16 protein-coding genes are annotated in these 16,460 nt (G+C 46.3%); 7 read left to right on the plus strand and 9 right to left on the minus strand.

What is annotated here, in order from left to right:
* Window positions 1–394: 394 nt before the first annotated feature.
* The gene (locus R7E38_RS07195; RefSeq protein WP_152560954.1) at window positions 395–589 is read right to left on the minus strand and encodes a hypothetical protein; all 195 of its coding nucleotides are present in this window, start codon (window positions 587–589) and stop codon (window positions 395–397) included.
* 65 nt (window positions 590–654) lie between these two features.
* On the opposite strand from R7E38_RS07195, the gene pdhA reads away from it, so the two are divergent.
* The 3 genes from pdhA to R7E38_RS07210 are packed head-to-tail and all read left to right on the plus strand — an operon-like array spanning window position 655 to window position 3,870.
* Window positions 655–1,749, plus strand: coding sequence for a pyruvate dehydrogenase (acetyl-transferring) E1 component subunit alpha (pdhA, locus tag R7E38_RS07200; RefSeq protein ID WP_025998586.1), 1,095 nt, complete (start codon window positions 655–657; stop codon window positions 1,747–1,749).
* Complete coding sequence (locus R7E38_RS07205) at window positions 1,742–2,725, plus strand: alpha-ketoacid dehydrogenase subunit beta (protein WP_042521051.1); 984 nt, start codon at window positions 1,742–1,744, stop codon at window positions 2,723–2,725. Before pdhA ends, R7E38_RS07205 begins: the two co-directional genes overlap by 8 nt.
* Window positions 2,722–3,870 (plus strand): dihydrolipoamide acetyltransferase family protein, encoded by a 1,149-nt coding sequence (locus R7E38_RS07210; protein WP_005375831.1) that lies wholly within the window; start codon window positions 2,722–2,724, stop codon window positions 3,868–3,870. Before R7E38_RS07205 ends, R7E38_RS07210 begins: the two co-directional genes overlap by 4 nt.
* Before the next feature lie 67 nt (window positions 3,871–3,937).
* Here the strand turns inward: R7E38_RS07210 and R7E38_RS07215 are convergent, their stop codons facing one another.
* Window positions 3,938–4,903, minus strand: coding sequence for an electron transfer flavoprotein subunit alpha/FixB family protein (locus R7E38_RS07215; protein ID WP_054574341.1), 966 nt, complete (start codon window positions 4,901–4,903; stop codon window positions 3,938–3,940).
* 137 nt (window positions 4,904–5,040) lie between these two features.
* Here R7E38_RS07215 and R7E38_RS07220 point away from each other — a divergent pair, with 137 nt between their 5' ends.
* Window positions 5,041–6,702, plus strand: a complete 1,662-nt coding sequence (locus tag R7E38_RS07220; protein WP_226083077.1) for an electron transfer flavoprotein-ubiquinone oxidoreductase — start codon at window positions 5,041–5,043, stop codon at window positions 6,700–6,702.
* 59 nt (window positions 6,703–6,761) lie between these two features.
* On the opposite strand, the gene R7E38_RS07225 is transcribed toward R7E38_RS07220, so the two are convergent.
* Complete coding sequence (locus tag R7E38_RS07225) at window positions 6,762–7,646, minus strand: LysR family transcriptional regulator (RefSeq protein WP_042521059.1); 885 nt, start codon at window positions 7,644–7,646, stop codon at window positions 6,762–6,764.
* A gap of 117 nt (window positions 7,647–7,763) precedes the next feature.
* On the opposite strand from R7E38_RS07225, the gene R7E38_RS07230 reads away from it, so the two are divergent.
* Window positions 7,764–8,435: a type 1 glutamine amidotransferase domain-containing protein gene (locus tag R7E38_RS07230; RefSeq protein WP_005388562.1), complete on the plus strand. Its 672-nt coding sequence runs from the start codon at window positions 7,764–7,766 to the stop codon at window positions 8,433–8,435.
* Between the two features lie 84 nt (window positions 8,436–8,519).
* On the opposite strand, the gene R7E38_RS07235 is transcribed toward R7E38_RS07230, so the two are convergent.
* Complete coding sequence (locus tag R7E38_RS07235; protein ID WP_226083079.1) at window positions 8,520–9,167, minus strand: glutathione S-transferase family protein; 648 nt, start codon at window positions 9,165–9,167, stop codon at window positions 8,520–8,522.
* Between the two features lie 118 nt (window positions 9,168–9,285).
* On the opposite strand from R7E38_RS07235, the gene R7E38_RS07240 reads away from it, so the two are divergent.
* On the plus strand, window positions 9,286–10,116 hold the full coding sequence (locus R7E38_RS07240; RefSeq protein WP_226083081.1) for a LysR family transcriptional regulator: 831 nt from the start codon (window positions 9,286–9,288) through the stop codon (window positions 10,114–10,116).
* A gap of 9 nt (window positions 10,117–10,125) precedes the next feature.
* On the opposite strand, the gene R7E38_RS07245 is transcribed toward R7E38_RS07240, so the two are convergent.
* The 5 genes from R7E38_RS07245 to artP form a co-directional block, all read right to left on the minus strand.
* Window positions 10,126–10,698 carry a protocatechuate 3,4-dioxygenase gene (locus R7E38_RS07245; RefSeq protein ID WP_226083091.1) on the minus strand — a complete coding sequence of 191 codons (573 nt, stop codon included), beginning with the start codon at window positions 10,696–10,698 and terminating at the stop codon, window positions 10,126–10,128.
* Window positions 10,699–10,836: 138 nt separating this feature from the next.
* Window positions 10,837–11,505 (minus strand): arginine ABC transporter permease ArtM, encoded by a 669-nt coding sequence (artM, locus tag R7E38_RS07250; RefSeq protein ID WP_005388569.1) that lies wholly within the window; start codon window positions 11,503–11,505, stop codon window positions 10,837–10,839.
* Window positions 11,502–12,191: an arginine ABC transporter permease ArtQ gene (artQ, locus tag R7E38_RS07255; RefSeq protein ID WP_005388570.1), complete on the minus strand. Its 690-nt coding sequence runs from the start codon at window positions 12,189–12,191 to the stop codon at window positions 11,502–11,504. Before artQ ends, artM begins: the two co-directional genes overlap by 4 nt.
* Window position 12,192: 1 nt before the next feature.
* Complete coding sequence (locus R7E38_RS07260; RefSeq protein WP_226083092.1) at window positions 12,193–12,936, minus strand: arginine ABC transporter substrate-binding protein; 744 nt, start codon at window positions 12,934–12,936, stop codon at window positions 12,193–12,195.
* Window positions 12,937–13,032: 96 nt separating this feature from the next.
* Window positions 13,033–13,761, minus strand: a complete 729-nt coding sequence (artP, locus tag R7E38_RS07265; RefSeq protein WP_318081717.1) for an arginine ABC transporter ATP-binding protein ArtP — start codon at window positions 13,759–13,761, stop codon at window positions 13,033–13,035.
* Between the two features lie 427 nt (window positions 13,762–14,188).
* Here artP and R7E38_RS07270 point away from each other — a divergent pair, with 427 nt between their 5' ends.
* The gene (locus tag R7E38_RS07270) at window positions 14,189–16,423 is read left to right on the plus strand and encodes a hypothetical protein (protein ID WP_226083100.1); all 2,235 of its coding nucleotides are present in this window, start codon (window positions 14,189–14,191) and stop codon (window positions 16,421–16,423) included.
* The last annotated feature ends 37 nt before the right edge of the window (window positions 16,424–16,460 follow it).

Here is a 16,460-nt window from a genome sequence, read left to right on the forward strand (position 1 = left end):
CTTCTCCATAATCACTTCCACTTGAGCACCACCTACTTTGGATAAGCTCAAGGACTGCCGAGGGTATACATTTGTAATGCCGTCACCCTACCTTGATTCCACTCAGTTGGGAAGAAGTTATGCATTCTCATAAGGTCGAGGCTTCGAGCACAACAAAAATTTGCAATTCATCATCTAGCAACTGTTTGAGTTGATTCATTAATAATGACTCACTTTGTCAAATTTTACAGCCAAATTTTGTTGCAAATATGTTTCATTAACCAGTAATTAAATTCGAATTTAAAAATACCACCAACAAAATAGCAGCATATTACTCTGCAAAATTAGGGTGTAAGCAAAACTTTACTACTGAGCGAAAGTCAAAATGAAGCATAATTTAACAATTTGTTTACACTTATTGTATCTGGCTATACCACGATTTAGTTAGAGGGTTAGATACAGAAAAGCCTTTCTCTGTATCTTGCGGTGAAATAATCGCAGCGATGTTATCGACAAATAGTTTAAGGGACGAACAGATGCCTACCGCTATCGAAAGCACACGCAACCTTAGGTATGGCCTTTGCGCTGATATCAGAGTTTGAGTACCCATACAAACTCTGGTTTTGTATGAACAGCTGCAGTCCAAAAGACCCGCAGCGTCAAAAGGAGCTTGAGATGAACGTTCAGGCATTACCCATGCATCGGTTTATCGACCATCGTGGGGACCTCGTCGGCCAACTACCCAACTGGGCTGACACTGAAACATTGGTCGGGTTTTACCGAGACATGGTATTAACTCGTACTTACGACAACAAAGCAGTTGCCTTGCAACGCACCGGTAAGCTAGGGACCTATCCCTCACACTTAGGCGCGGAAGCCATAGGCATTGCGGTCGGCAGAGCACTTAAAGCCGATGATGTGTTTGTCCCTTACTACCGCGATATGCCTGCGATGTGGTGTCGTGGCATTGGCATGGAAAAGAACCTTCAATACTGGGGTGGCGATGAGCGCGGGAGTGATTTTGCTCCTGAGGGCAGTCCGGTTCCTAGCCGAGACCTTCCCTACTGTGTACCCATAGCGACGCAATGTACGCATGCTGTCGGGGTGGCTTCCGCACTAAAAATTCAAGGTAACCATGAAGCTGCGCTAGTCATGTGCGGCGATGGTGGTACATCCAAAGGGGACTTTCTTGAGTCAATAAACTGCGCAGGTACTTGGAATATTCCACTTGTTTTCGTCGTAAACAATAACCAGTGGGCAATTTCAGTGCCGCGTAGTCTCCAATGTGCCGCCGATTTCTTATCAGAAAAAGCGCAAGGTGCAGGTATACCGGGTATTACTGTCGATGGTAACGATGTCGTCGCCGTTTATGATGCAACTAAAACCGCCCTTGAGAGAGCAAGAAAAGGGAAAGGCGCAACACTCATCGAAGCGGTGAGTTACCGACTGAGTGACCACACTACGGCCGATGATGCGACTCGTTATCGTAAAGAAGATGATGTTCAAACTGCATGGCAATACGAACCTATCGCACGTCTTAAAACGTACCTCCTTAATCAAGGCGCTTGGAGCGACGAACAAGAACAGCAATGGCTAGATTACTGTAAAGAGCAAGTAGAGTTAGCTGTTGAACGCTATCTGAGCTTACCGCCACAAGCACCAGAAACCGGTTTCGATTATTTGTATGAATCGCTACCTCAAGAGCTTCATGCACAAAGAGATGAACTCATCAACAAGGCAATGAGAATGCAGGGAGGCAGACATGGCTGAGCTAACGTTGGTTGAAGCAGTAAACCTTGCCCTGCACCACGAAATGCAACAAGACCCCAATGTTGTCGTATTAGGTGAAGACGTGGGCGATAATGGTGGTGTATTTCGTGCCACTGTTGGACTCAAGCAAGAGTTTGGTCTTAAACGAGTCATCGATACGCCACTCGCTGAAGCCTTAATCGGCGGGGTTGCGGTCGGTATGGCAACGCAAGGATTACGACCTGTCGCCGAATTTCAGTTTCAAGGTTTCGTTTTTCCTGCGATGGAGCACTTAATGTGCCACGCGGCTCGAATGCGTAACAGAACTCGCGGTCGGCTCACTTGTCCCGCGGTTTTCCGTGCGCCATTTGGCGGCGGTATCCACGCTCCGGAACACCACTCAGAAAGCGTGGAAGCGTTATTTGCTCACACTGCTGGATTTAAAGTGGTGATTCCTTCTTCTCCACAACGCGCATACGGCTTACTTCTCGCTGCAATTAGAAGCAATGATCCCGTCATGTTCTTCGAACCGAAGCGCATATATCGCACCGTTAAATCTGAAGTCGTTGATAACGGCGAAGCACTCCCACTCGACACCTGCTTCACCTTACGCAAGGGGCGAGATATCACGCTCGTTACTTGGGGCGCATGCGTCGTAGAGTCACTTCAGGCCGCGCAAACCTTGTCTAGTCAGGGAATTGAAGTCGAGGTGATTGATTTGGCGAGTATTAAGCCAATTGATACCGCGACGATTTTCAGCTCACTAGAAAAAACTGGACGTTTACTCGTTGTTCATGAAGCGAGTAAAACTTGTGGTGTGGGATCTGAGCTATTAGCTCGAACCGCTGAACACGCCATGTGCTTACTTAAAGCCCCACCTAAACGAGTAACTGGAATGGACACCATTATGCCTTATTACCGTAACGAAGATTATTTCATGGTTCAGAAAGAAGACATTGTGACCGCAGCGCGCGAACTCGTGGAGGATTGGAAATGAAGACGTTTAACTTACCCGATCTCGGCGAAGGCCTCGCTGAATCAGAAATTGTAAAATGGCACGTTAATGTCGGTGACATGGTTAAATTAGATCAAGTGATCTTAACCGTAGAGACAGCAAAAGCGACGGTAGACGTCCCTGCCCCCTATTCGGGCCGTGTGGTCAGCCGTCATGGTGAGGAAGGTGAAATCGTCAATATTGGTGCATTACTGCTAGAGATTGATGAAACAGGTGCCGGGAGAGAAGTAACGGCAGAGAAAAAAGCCACTGCTGACGCCGCAACCGTCGTCGGTAGCGTTTCTCACCAAGCGCATCATGTTAACGTTGATGATTTCTGGATTGGTGGCAACCACAACACGACAGAAAGTAACCTCGTTACCGCCCTGCCTTCGGCTCGCTTGTTGGCACAAAAACTTGGGGTAGATCTTAACCTCGTGTCAGGTAGTGGCCCGAACGGACTTATCGTTGATGCCGATATTTACGACGAAGCCGGAAAACAGCGTCCAGGCACCGAAGTTTTGAAAGGCGCTCGACGTACCATGGTATCGTCTATGACCGAGTCGCACGAACATGTTGCCGCCGTAACCATTACGGAAGAAGCGTTGTTGGAAGATTGGCTGCCAAACGAAGATATCAGTATCCGCCTTGTTCAAGCGATTGTTCATGCGTGTCAAGAAGAGCCTGCTTTAAACGCTTGGTTTGATGCCGAAACCATGACACGCTGTGTACACACAACGGTCAATGTAGGAATTGCAGTAGATAGCCGTCATGGATTGTACGTACCAGTTTTGCGCCACGCAGATGAATACGAGCCACAAGATGTTCGTCGTTGGCTCGATCAAACCGTTGAAGGGATCAGAGAGAGAAAAATCGGTCGTGAGCAATTGCAGCACGCGACGATTACGCTTTCCAACTTCGGCGCGATTGCCGGTATTTACGCAACACCTGTCGTCACACCGCCACAAGTCGCTATTGTCGGCGCGGGCCGAATACTCGACCGAGTTGTGATAAGAAATGGTCAAGCAATTTCGGTGAAAGCAATGCCGCTATCCGTAACGTTTGATCATCGCGCTTGTACTGGTGGTGAAGCTGCAAGGTTTACGAAAGTACTTGCAGAGCACCTGCAACGTCCGAGCGAAAAGTAACTTATTAAAATCAAATGATAAAGGCTTCCAGTCCGGAAGCCTTTTGTTTTAGGGAACAAGACTATATCTACAGCTTCTCTAACAGCTCAGGCATTACCACAAACAAATCGCCGACCAATCCATAATCTGCAATGTCAAAAATAGGCGCATCAGGATCGCTATTAATTGCAACAATCACCTTGGAATCTTTCATTCCCGCCAAATGCTGGATCGCGCCAGAAATTCCGACGGCAATGTATAACTCCGGTGCAACAATTTTGCCGGTTTGTCCGACTTGATGGTCATTAGACACATAGCCCGCATCGACCGCCGCTCGTGACGCCCCTACCGCTCCACCTAGCTTGTCAGCCAATTGTTCTACTAAAACAAACTTCTCTTTACTCCCGAATGCACGCCCCCCCGACACCACTACTCTAGCCGCTGGCAATTCTGGTCGCTCACTTTCTGGCGTTTGTTGCGAAACAAACTCACTAAGTTTATTGATAATCACCGTGTCGACTTGAGTAAGCTTAGGGACAACTGGCGTGTCAGATAGCTCTGCGGCATCAAAAGCCGTACTTCTTATGGTCATCACTTTATAGAGATCATTCGACGTGACTCTCGCCAATGCATTTCCAGCATAAATTGGACGAATCACCGTATCGATAGACTCGATTGTCATCACGTCAGAAAGTTGACCAACATTAAGCAACGCCGCCACACGAGGCATCACATTCTTACCAAATGTACTGGCAGGAGAAAGAATGTGTGAGTAGTTTTTGGCTACTTGTGAGATCAAAGGTGCGATATTTTCCGCTAAGCCATGTTCATATCCCTTCGCATCAACCCAGATAATTTCTGCAACACCCTGAACGCAATTCAACTCATCCAAAACTGATTGGCACTGATAACCAATAAGCAACACAGAAACAGGAAGCGATTTATCATCATCCTTAATCTCAAATGCCGCTTTAATTGCACACAGCGTCCCTACAGCCAACGATTGGTTGTCATGCTCTGCGAGCACAAGTGTTGCTAATGGTCGGTCTTCCATGGTCATGCCTCATATAACACGTCAGATCCATTACTTGAGCTTAGTCCACTTCACGTTAACGTCAACTGAGCTATAGTTTTCTGTATAGAAACCAAAACCTGTCACGCAGATGACGATAATAGAAAGGAAGCATAAAGATGGAACGAGAATGCATGGAGTTTGATGTCGTGATCGTGGGGGCCGGACCTGCAGGCTTAAGCGCCGCTTGTCGGCTAGCTCAACTCAGCCAAGACAGTGAAGATGACGCACTTTCAATTTGCGTTGTAGAAAAAGGCTCAGAAGTGGGCGCGCATATTTTATCTGGCGCTGTTTTTGAAACTAGTGCCTTAGATGAGCTTTTCCCCGATTGGAAAGAAATGGAGGCCCCGCTAGCAGCCTCGGTTCAACGAGATGATTTCCTTTATCTTACTACTGAACAAAACCATATTCGAGTTCCTCACATCCTTACACCGCGTCCAATGATAAATGGCGAGAATAATTACGTAATTAGCCTTGCCAACCTTTGCCGTTGGCTCGCTAACCAAGCAGAAAATCTTGGGGTGGAAGTTTTTCCGGGCTTTGCCGCTGCAAGCATCAATTATGATCAGACTGGCGCCGTGACAGGCATTAACACGAGCGATATGGGACTAGACAAGAACGGCCAGGCCAAACCTAACTTTGAACCAGGTATCGAGCTAAGGGCAAAATACACCCTTTTTGCTGAAGGTTGTCGCGGACATCTGGGTAAAGAACTTATTCAAAGGTTCGACCTAGACGCAGGAAAGCAACCACAGCACTACGCGCTTGGCCTAAAAGAGATATGGGAGTTACCCACTGACAGTAAGGATGTATCTGGCAGTGTTATCCACTCCGCTGGCTGGCCCTTGAGTGAAACAAATACCACAGGCGGCGGTTTTCTCTATCACATGGAGAACAACCAAATCGCCGTCGGGCTTATTGTCGACTTGAATTACAGCAATCCTTACTTGAGTCCGTTTGACGAATTTCAACGCTTTAAGCACCATCCTGCTATTGAACCACATTTGAAAGGTGCTCAGCGCATCGCTTACGGCGCAAGAGCCATTGCGAAAGGTGGGCTTTCCTCTCTGCCGAGACAGCAATTCCCTGGCGGTTTATTGATTGGTTGTGATGCGGGGACTTTGAACGTCGCAAAAATTAAAGGCAGCCACACAGCAATGAAGTCCGGAATCATTGCAGCAGAAGCGGTACATACGGCCCGACAAACTGGAGCTTCTGAGCCAGACTACCAGTCGTTGTTTGAATCATCATGGTTGTATGACGAACTCGCCGAAACGCGTAACTTTGGCGCGAACATTCATAAGTTTGGCAGCATACTTGGCGGTGCTCTTTCGACTTTTGAACACAACCTGTGGCAACCACTGGTTAAGAAGCCGTTACCTTGGTCTATCAAGGACTATTCGCACGATCATGAGCAGTTAAAACCTAAACAAGAGTGCCACCCAATTGCATACCCAAAACCAGATGGTGAAATCAGTTTTGATAAGCCTTCGTCGGTATTTTTGTCGGGAACACAGCACGAAGAGAATCAACCTTGTCACCTTGTTCTGACTTACCCTCACATTCCAATTGATGTGAATTTAGGTATGTATGACGAACCGAGTCAGCGCTATTGCCCCGCTGGGGTTTACGAAGTGGTGGAAGTGGACAATAAGTTGAAGTTTCAGATAAATGCCGCCAACTGCGTTCATTGCAAAACCTGTGACATCAAAGATCCTTCGCAAAACATCACGTGGAAAGCACCAGAAGGTGGCGGCGGACCAAGCTATCAAAACATGTAGATACGTTAGTATGTTGACGATCTAACAAATGGATAAACAAACCGATTGGCAGAGCCTCATTACTCCTGCCAATCGACAAAATGATCAAGCAAGAAGTCGATAGCCAATCGCGCTCGTAGTGGTAGAAAGTGACGATTCTGATAAACAATCCAGCTGCTGTTGCCGCTTCCCCAATACGGCTCTAGTATTGGCACCAAACGACCAGACGAAATAGCATCGTTGAAACTACTCTTCGGTAAGTACGCCACACCTAATCCTTCTGCACAGGCTTGCAAGACCGTGTGTGCGTTATTGCTCTTCCATCTGCCCTGCACTTTTACGCCATCTAAAGGCTTGCCGTCTTTTTCAAACAACCAAACGTCCTTATTGGCAATAATGCAGCTATGACGCTTGAGTTGCTCTGGGTGCGTTGGCAAACCATGTTCATCGAGATAACGCTGACTGGCTGCCGCTGCCATGGGACGATCCACCAGCTTTCTCGCAACCAAGCCTGAATCACTCAACCTGCCGTAACGAATGGCAAAATCGAAACCATCTTCAATAAAGTTGACCATGCTGGTGTTGAAGTTAATTTCAACCGTGAGATTAGGATGTTGCTTGGCAAACGCCATCAAGGCAGGCGCTACATGGTTCTCAGAAAACGCACCAGCGGCACTCACACGTAACGTACCACTCAATTGAGTTTGCTGCGTGGTGAGTTGCTCATTGGCTTGCTGAAGCCCAATCACCAACTCTTTACACTGTTGATAATACGCTTGCCCCGCTTCCGTTAGACTCACCATTCTTGTCGAACGTGCTAACAAAGCGACACCTAATCGCTCTTCTAGTCTTGTGACTTGGCGACTGACGTGACTGGTACTGCAACCTAACTGTTTTGCCGCTGCAGAAAACCCTAAGCTCTCAGCAACCGTAACAAACTCATTGATGCCTTCAAAACTGTCCATACTTACCTTTGCTATATAGCAATAATGTTTTGCCAATTAATCATATTATCACTTATTTGTTTAGCAATTAGTATGAAGGTGTTCAACAAATATACGTAAGCCAAAAAGGAAACCATCATGAAAAAAGTACTCATCATTGTGACGAACCATGCGACCCTTGGTGAAACTGACCAAGCAAACGGAACTTACGCGCCAGAGCTCACTCATGCGCTTAGCGAGCTACTAGGTGCAGGCTTCGATTACGACATTGCCTCTATCAAAGGCGGGCAAGCACCACTGTACGGAACCGACATCGAAGGCGACGCAGTCAACGAGAAAATCTTAGCGGATGATGATTTCCAGAACCGCATCAACAACACGATTCCAGTATCACAAATCAACGGTGACAACTACGATGCGATCTTCTATCCGGGTGGCTTTGGTCTTCTTTCAGACCTAGCGAGCAACGAAGATTTTGCCAAGATTTCTGCAAAACACTATGAAGATGGCGGTATTGTGGCAGCAGTTTGTCATGGTCCAGGCGCTCTTCTCCCTATCACGCTTAGCAATGGCGAAAAGCTGCTTGCGTCTAAATCAGTAACAGGTTTCACTCGCGAAGAAGAGATCGACTTCGGCACCATCAACGATATCCCATTCCTATTGGAAGAATCTCTTGCACGCAGCGCAGCGCGCTACTCTAAAGTGCAACCATGGCAAGAGTTTGTAATTGTGGATGATCGTGTTATCACAGGTCAAAACCCAACGAGCGCACACGGCGTAGGCAGAGCGATTGTTGAACACCTAGCTTAAACGCGCCGGAAACTACAACCATCCTAGAAGAGGAAAGCGTGCTTTGTCATGCTTTCCCTTGCTACAGGCGATCGCAAGATGCGCTTATACTTCTACCCCTGCTTCATCTTCTTCTACGATATCCGTTTCTTGGTTCGCCTCTTCCAACCATTGCAGTAAAGATTCACTTGCTAGCACCTTTTGTTGGTAAGCTTTGGCACCTTCCGATAACTCGATGCCGTAAGTTTGGAAACGCAATGCCACAGGTGCATACATAGCATCCGCTATCGACCATTCTCCAAATAGCCAACCGTTTGGATGCAGTTCTGCTTGCTCTGCCCAAATGGCGTCAATACGAGCAATATCTTTAAGCGCACCCTTCGTTAAGTCGACTTTTCTGTGTGCGCGGATGTTCATTGGGAGTTCGTTTCTTAAATCAAAGAAACCCGAATGCATTTCTGATGCAATGGCGCGTGCTTTAGCTCGTTCTGCGGAGTTGCTTGGCCAAGCTTTACCTTGTAAATATTGCTCGTTAACGTATTCCAAAATCGCTAATGAATCCCACACGGTTGCGTCACCATCCACCAAGGTAGGTACTTTCGCGGTTGGTGTAATACCTTCCAAGGTCTTATAAAAATCTTCTGTGAATAATTTGAGCTTGGTGACTTCGACATCTAGTTTGAATTGAGAAAAGATCAGCCATGCGCGAAGTGACCAGCTTGAGTAGTTTTGATTAGCAATAAACAGTTTCATGACGCCTCCATGCGGTTCGTGTTTTGAGTACCCATTCACAATATCTGATTGTATTTAAGGGGACTAACGGATAGTTTTGATGGAACACTTCAACAAAAACGATGGATGAGTTTTAGATATGGATATCGATGCGTTACGCAGCTTTCTGGCTTTTGTCGAAACGGGAAGTTTCACTCGTGCAGCCAAGCAGATCAATCGCACCCAATCCGCGTTCAGTGCGCAAATGCGTAAGCTAGAAGACGAACTCAGCGTCAGTTTGTTTGAAAAAGAAGGTCGCAATCTTGTCTTAAGTGAAGCGGGATTAGCACTACGCTCTCACGCAGAGCAATTGGTTAGCTTGCACAATCAAGCACTGAAACAAGTGAAACGTTATGAAGATAAGCGTCCTCTTCGATTAGGTTGCCCAGAGGATTACAACGACAATATCTTGCCTAAAGTCATCCGCGTATTACAGCAATCTGAGCCCACATGTTCGATTCAGGTCTTTAGTGAGCCGAGCATCACCTTGAGAGAAAAACTTGATGAAGGAAAGCTAGACGCCGCTATTGCGACAAGAGCACCGGACAGTGAGGAAGGTTACTGGCTAGCAAGCGACAAAGGCGTGTGGATTGCTCATCCTGATTTTGACATTGAGAACGCCCAACCTCTCCCTCTCGCCCTATTCCAAACCGACTGTAAATACCATGCGGCAGCAGTAGACGGATTAACCAAACGTGGCACTCCTTATCAACTACTGGCATGTTGCAATACGGCTTCTGCACAACGAGCAATTGTACGTTCAGGCATGGCTATCGGTGCGATGGGCAGTATTAGCGTTAGCGAGGATCTTAAGATCTTAGACGATATGCCATCGCTACCTTCCGTGGATATCGTTTTGGTCACGGGCGTCGAGCCTCATCCGATACTGGATAAAGAATGCTTGGCGCAATTGGTTGAGTTAATGGTTTAACCGGATTAGCTAGCCAATCACAAAGTTAAATTCGCCCGTTAACCGCCCGTCGATTCGTATAGTTTCAAACTGCAGATAATCACGGACTTTGCCTCCCCACCATTCATCGCCAGTATTGCCTTTCAAGTACAACTGAGTGGTCAGAAGTTCTTGATTATCTCGCAACAATTTAACGTGAATGTGCGGTGGGCGAGAAGCATACGGTACAGGGTACAAGGTCTGAAACAAGTAGTGACCATCCGATTGAGTTTCTACCGCGCCAAAACCTGCAAAGTGAGTATCAAACTTATCATTATTTGGCTGCTTAGGGTGATCGTAAACCCCCTGCCCATCGCATTGCCAGATTTCTACTTTGATGCCTGAAACTGGGTTTCCCGATGTATCTACGACTTTACCTTGCAACACGATAGCTTCACCGACCAACCCTTCTGATTGCAGAATCAAGTTTTGACGAAGAGGAATGTTCACTACTGGATAAAATGGCCCTTCAGTTTGTGCTGGCGTCGGCCGCATTGGTGTCGTCGCTTTTAAAGAGGGTGCGAACAACAATGTCCACAGCGCTAAAAAGTGTCTTCTTTCCATGGTGCCACCAATACAATTGCATTGAATTAAGTTTGGTGGAACTTGAGGGATTTGCCATAACGAATATAAAAAATGCCCCTGCAAGAGAGTCATTTGCAAAGGCACTGTGGAACGAGATGATGAGTGTTGATTGAAGGTTTATGCGGCTTCAAACGCCAATGCTTTCTTCTCTACCTGACGGAAAATAAGAGTTAGCACACCATTTACCGTTAAATAAAATGCACCTGCAATACCAAATACCGTCAACGTATCGTAGGTTTGTGCATTAATGCGCTGCGCGTAACCCATCAGATCCATGATCGTAATCGTGCTTGCTAGTGACGTGCCTTTGAAGACCAAAATCACTTCGTTCGAGTAAGCCGGAACAGCACGACGAATGGCGTATGGTAGCAGCACTTTCAGCGTTGCGGTTTTGTTCATACCCAGAGCACGACACGCTTGCCATTGACCGGAAGGAATCGCGTTAAACGCTCCTTTGAACAACTGAGTGCTGTATGCAGCGGTATTCAACGCTAGCGCCAACATCGCACAGAACCAAGGTTGGCTTAACCATGTCCAGAATACACTTTCTCTTACTGCGTCAAACTGACCCGGACCGTAGTACACCAAGAAGATCTGTACCAACAAAGGTGTACCAGTAAACAAGGTGATGATGCCACGACTTACCCAATGCAAACCCGGAGTACGTAGGATCAGAGTCAGCGTCATCATCAAAGCTAAGAGGCAGCCCACAACCAAGGAAGCAGCGGTCAATTGGAGGCTAGTGCCTAAGCCATCCAGCATTTGCCAAACGTGTTGTTCGTTCATGCGGTTGCCTCCTGTCCCATGCTCATACCTTGAATTGAGAACTTCTTATCAATCAGTTTGACGGCACGTTGTGTAATCAAAGTAATGCCTAAGTAAATCGCCGCAGCGGTCGCGTACCATGTAAACGCTTCATGCGTCGCTGCAGATGTTAGCTGCGCTTGCTTCAACAAATCCGTTACGCCAATCAGTGATACAAGTGCGGTATCTTTCAGCAAAACCAACCATTGGTTAGTTAAACCTGGTAGTGCGTGTCTTACTGCTTGTGGCAAAACAATGCGAACAAAAGCGTGTGCTTGACTGATGCCGAGTGCACTTGCTGCTTCTCTCTGCCCTCTTCCAACGGCTTTCAATGCGCCACGTAGAGTTTGAGAAGCGTAGGAAGCGAAGATCAATGACAACGCCACCACGCCAGACAAGAACGGGCTAACTTCAATAAAGTCGCCGGTGATTAAAAACAGAACCTGCGTCGAACCAAAATAGATGAACAACACGACAAGGATTTCTGGCAAACCGCGTACAATCGTCACAAACGCCGTCATTGGCCATTTAACGAAAACGCGGCGAGACATTTCACCACTGGCGAATACCACTGCCAGAATCAAACCGACTAAGAGGCTTGTGAAGGCTAGCTGGACAGTCATCCAACTAGCTTGAACAAGCGATAAAGAGTAACCCGTTAGTGCCATATTACTTACCGAAGTATTTGTTGTAGATTACGTCGTATTCGCCGTTTGCTTTCACTGTTTTCAGTGCTGTGTTCAGCTTGTTCACTAGCTCGTCGTTACCTTTATTTACTGCGATACCGAAACCGTTACCGAAGTATTTAGGGTTAGTGACGTGCTCACCCACGTAAGCTAGGTTGTCTTCTTTCTTGAACCATTCTGCTACGACTGCTGTGTCACCGAATACAGAATCAATACGGCCATTTTTCATATCGATGAACGCGTCTTGGTAGCTTGAGTAAGGAACCGCGGTTACGCCCGGCATTTGCTCAATCAGGTAGCTTTGGTGTGTTGAACCGTTTTGAACACCAACACGCTTACCTTCTAGTGCTTTTTGATCAGCCACTTTTTCTTTGATAGAAACAAACGCTGCTGAGTTGTCATAGTATGCATTCGTGAAATTCACTTGCTCCAAACGCGCCTTAGTAATGTCCATTGCAGAGATTGCCGCATCGTAGCGCTTGAATTTTAATGCTGGGATCAGGCTGTCAAAAGATTGGTTGTGGAAAGTGCATTTTGCTTCGATTTCTTTACATAGTGCATTCGCCAGATCCACATCAAAACCTTGGATTTGGTTGTTTTCATCCATGTATTCGAACGGTGCGTACGTCGCTTCCATCGCGAATTTGATCTCTTCTTGTGCTGCTGCGTTTGCTGCCATAGTTGCAGAAGAAAGGCCGATTAGTGAAGCTAGTAGAATCTTTTTCATTGCAATACTCCGTGTGTACTTAGTGGGCTGACACTCGCAATGACAGCCGAGCTTATCTGTTAAATAGACTGAACTTTAAAAACGTAATTTAGTGATTTAGTGATTTAAGTAGTCAGCAAACTGGGCGGTTTGCGGGTTAGAAAACGAATCACTTGTGCCGTGCTCAACGATGTGTCCTTTTTCTAAATACAGTACGTGACTAGCGATTTTCTTGGCGAAATCCACTTCGTGCGTCACAACTACTTGTGTAATTCCGGTTTCGCTTAAATTTTTAATAATCTTAACGACTTGGTTAGTAATTTCCGGATCAAGCGCAGCGGTCGGTTCATCAAAAAGCAAGACTTCCGGTTTCATCATCAATGCACGAGCAATCGCCACACGTTGTTGCTGACCACCAGAAAGTTGCATCGGCCATGCATCCGCTTTGTCTGCCAAATGCAGCGTCGCAAGAATTTGCATTGCCTGCTTCTTCGCTTGTTCTTTATCCATGCCAGCGACTTTTACCGGAGCCTCAATCAGGTTCTCCATCACTGTCATGTGCGGCCATAAGTTGTACTGCTGGAACACCATGCCTACTTTACGACGAAGTGCTAAACCTTGTTTCTCTTTGATTTCAGTAGAGAAATCAAAAATATCATTTGCGATGTTTAGCTTGCCGTTATCCGCCCCTTCAAGAAGGTTAAGAACACGCAGTAGAGAGCTCTTACCTGCGCCACTTGGACCAAGTAACACCAGTGTTTCCCCGCTTTCACACTTAAAGCTGACATCATGAAGCACTTGTGTCTCACCGTAGGATTTATTGATTCCGCTTACCTGAATAGTCATGCTGACATACCGCATTAATTGTCACTTGGTATTTATATTACTCAACTGGACTTTTTATGCAATAAAAATGTATAAAAATTTAATTTGTTAATTTTTTGTATGATCAGCCACCACCAAGACAGAGTATCTGACTGGTTTGAAGAGTTAGTTTTAACTGAATTTGTTGAAGAAAAATCCAACAACATGGTGACGACCGAAACAAGGTTAAAATGGTGGTTATTTTTGTGCTGACGTGTAGAGGAAGTTTTGAGTCTATGAGGATGATCTATTCCAAGTACATCCGCTCATTTTTGCACAGCATCCCCTGTTAGTTTTCCTGTAAAGTCCTCTATGGCAGGGTCCTGATTACGACTTCGCGAATGGACTATAATTTCTCTTTGTATCTGACTCTTAATTTGAGTCATCTAAGTATTAATGGGATAACTCCATGTTGAAGTCGCATTGTTTTTCTCTCGTTACACTCATTTCTTTGAGCTTGCTTTCTGTACCCAACGTTTGGAGTAGAACAGCAATCGTATTACCTGGGTTGCATGAACAGGGTATTGATCTTCAAGATAAGCCTATCTCTGCTGCCGCTGCACTTGAATGGGAGTTGGATAATGCCGATATCGTGTTTGGAGCTTACAAAGATAAGAGTGATAACGAGCGTGTAAAAGCGCTTGGTTACATGTACAACCAAAAGCTGGAACTTAACTCAGGTTGGCTGGGAAACGATATACGTAACCAAGCAGAACTGAATGGAATTGACTACGAAGATTTCTTTCTCCACTTTTCTGAAGACACTATCCTAGCTGAAGTCGACTCAAGCCATGGTGAAAATACCTTACTCAATCGAAAACCGATGATCGTTGGCTATACCGCCAGCGCTGACCACGCCGGCTTTTGGCTATATCAACCACCGCCATGGGATGCTGATGTATTTGGCCAGGCGAATAATGGTGGAGCCCTCTATGTCTATCACTCAGAGAAGTTCGACCGCTTAGCCTTTACGTTCTCTCAGTTTGCTCAAGGCGGCAGCTTCACGATTGAATACCCTTCTGCTATCGACTCGTTTGGTCGGGTAACAGAATGGAAACGCTTCGCGATTAAAAAAGACAAAACTGAGAACATGACTAAAAACCAAACAGTAAACTGGTCTATTCCTTCGGATTGGGTTCGCGCTACAACGCATGATGGTAGCGGAAAAACTTATGGTGGCGGTCAGTACTTTGGCTCCACCTTTTTACGCGACGGCGGCCGCCTTTACTTTGCGAAAATTACTTGGCATGACGGCAACATAGAAAACCGCCCACGTCTCGAAAACATTCAACTCAAAAATAGCTTCCCTGCCGTCAATATCTCAGGAGCACCAACGGAGACACCGGAAGGTCAAACCATTCAACGCTGGCGTAAAATTCGTGGCTTCGACAAATCTGCAGATCGAAACCAAGACAATTATCTTTCTTGGAATGAATACAAAAACCGTTCGAATAAGAATGCAACGGCCCGATTTCGTTGGGAGTCACGGGTTATTCCATTTGGTCGTATGTGGAATCAAACCTCTTCTTGGGCATTGACCAATCTCGGTAATCCCGTTTTTACCAATACAATGCGCCACTATTACCAAGCTGAATGGGCGAAACAAGGTTTAAATGGTGCGTACAACGACGATACGAATAAGTTACTCGGTGCAAATCAGTTCTACATATATTCCGGAGGCACAGTGGATGAACTTGGTTTGGTGGCGGGTAGCCAAGCTGCTGACGATGCTTACAAAGCGCAATTCTCGGCGTTCTTGAATAAACTGGCAACGCTGGATGAAGATGCGTTAATTGGCCTCAACATAGGTACGGCAAACTTATTCGGTCGTAATGGGCAAAACCACTTGGTTAACGCTGGCTCCTTGTACTTGCGCGAGCACTACCTTTTCCCTGCTACCGGCTTTAGTGGCTATGCTGGCTTGGCTAAATTTTGGGATAACTCTGCACTCGCCAAAGCGGGTCAGAAAGTGATTTATCAAGCGACCACGCGTTATGGTCGAGTTCAATACTTTGGCAACACTGAGGATAACTGGAAACAGGACCAATACTCTGCACTAGCGGTGTTCTACTTAAACTATCACCCTGAGCGCATTTACTTTAATCAGTGGAACAATGGCTACTTATATGGAAGTAATAACACAACAAGTGACAACTTCTGGAAGGCAGGCGTACCAAAGAATATTGCTTATCAACCTAGCTCCTTGCTTGCCGTTGATTTGGGAGAGCCTGCCAATCAAATACCAGAGGGATATCAGGCGACTCCGCTAATGATGTCCACCAGCACGCCCTATTCCGCCGATTACACGGTGATTGGAGATGCTTCTATGAGCAAAGTGGCTCACCCTGACTTGCCTAATGGCGCTATCGATTTGTTACCAACCCATACGTACTTTGCGTATCACTCAGACGATACGGTAGTGATGCATGGCCCTACAGAGATGGTGTTAGCCCGCGAATTCACCAAAGGCCGAGTGCTGTATCGGACTGATTTCTTTGGCAAAAATATCGATTACTTCTCCTCACCGAAGATAACTATCGCACTTCCAGAGCCTATGCGACCTGTAGATCAAGACGGTAACATCGGCGACTATGTTTCTCATATTGAGATTGGCGGCTATGAAGGAGTGTTCTTGCTGTATTAACTCCCTTTCAACACGCCTCACCAAACGCTTCATAAAT

Origin of the sequence: Vibrio sp. Vb2131 (assembly GCF_033338535.1) — a bacterium.
Lineage (GTDB): Bacteria > Pseudomonadota > Gammaproteobacteria > Enterobacterales > Vibrionaceae > Vibrio > Vibrio alginolyticus.

Bases quoted from the DNA above. Each gene is read 5' to 3' on its own strand.
- R7E38_RS07220 (WP_226083077.1), top strand. From the start codon at position 5,041: ATGGAACGAGAATGCATGGAGTTTGATGTCGTGATCGTGGGGGCCGGA.
- R7E38_RS07270 (WP_226083100.1), top strand. From the start codon at position 14,189: ATGTTGAAGTCGCATTGTTTTTCTCTCGTTACACTCATTTCTTTGAGC.
- R7E38_RS07245 (WP_226083091.1), bottom strand. From the start codon at position 10,698: ATGGAAAGAAGACACTTTTTAGCGCTGTGGACATTGTTGTTCGCACCC.
- artQ (WP_005388570.1), bottom strand. From the start codon at position 12,191: ATGGCACTAACGGGTTACTCTTTATCGCTTGTTCAAGCTAGTTGGATG.
- R7E38_RS07225 (WP_042521059.1), bottom strand. From the start codon at position 7,646: ATGGACAGTTTTGAAGGCATCAATGAGTTTGTTACGGTTGCTGAGAGC.
- R7E38_RS07260 (WP_226083092.1), bottom strand. From the start codon at position 12,936: ATGAAAAAGATTCTACTAGCTTCACTAATCGGCCTTTCTTCTGCAACT.
- R7E38_RS07240 (WP_226083081.1), top strand. From the start codon at position 9,286: ATGGATATCGATGCGTTACGCAGCTTTCTGGCTTTTGTCGAAACGGGA.
- R7E38_RS07230 (WP_005388562.1), top strand. From the start codon at position 7,764: ATGAAAAAAGTACTCATCATTGTGACGAACCATGCGACCCTTGGTGAA.
- R7E38_RS07215 (WP_054574341.1), bottom strand. From the start codon at position 4,903: ATGGAAGACCGACCATTAGCAACACTTGTGCTCGCAGAGCATGACAAC.
- R7E38_RS07205 (WP_042521051.1), top strand. From the start codon at position 1,742: ATGGCTGAGCTAACGTTGGTTGAAGCAGTAAACCTTGCCCTGCACCAC.
- R7E38_RS07195 (WP_152560954.1), bottom strand. From the start codon at position 589: ATGGGTACTCAAACTCTGATATCAGCGCAAAGGCCATACCTAAGGTTG.
- artP (WP_318081717.1), bottom strand. From the start codon at position 13,761: ATGACTATTCAGGTAAGCGGAATCAATAAATCCTACGGTGAGACACAA.
- R7E38_RS07210 (WP_005375831.1), top strand. From the start codon at position 2,722: ATGAAGACGTTTAACTTACCCGATCTCGGCGAAGGCCTCGCTGAATCA.
- R7E38_RS07235 (WP_226083079.1), bottom strand. From the start codon at position 9,167: ATGAAACTGTTTATTGCTAATCAAAACTACTCAAGCTGGTCACTTCGC.
- pdhA (WP_025998586.1), top strand. From the start codon at position 655: ATGAACGTTCAGGCATTACCCATGCATCGGTTTATCGACCATCGTGGG.
- artM (WP_005388569.1), bottom strand. From the start codon at position 11,505: ATGAACGAACAACACGTTTGGCAAATGCTGGATGGCTTAGGCACTAGC.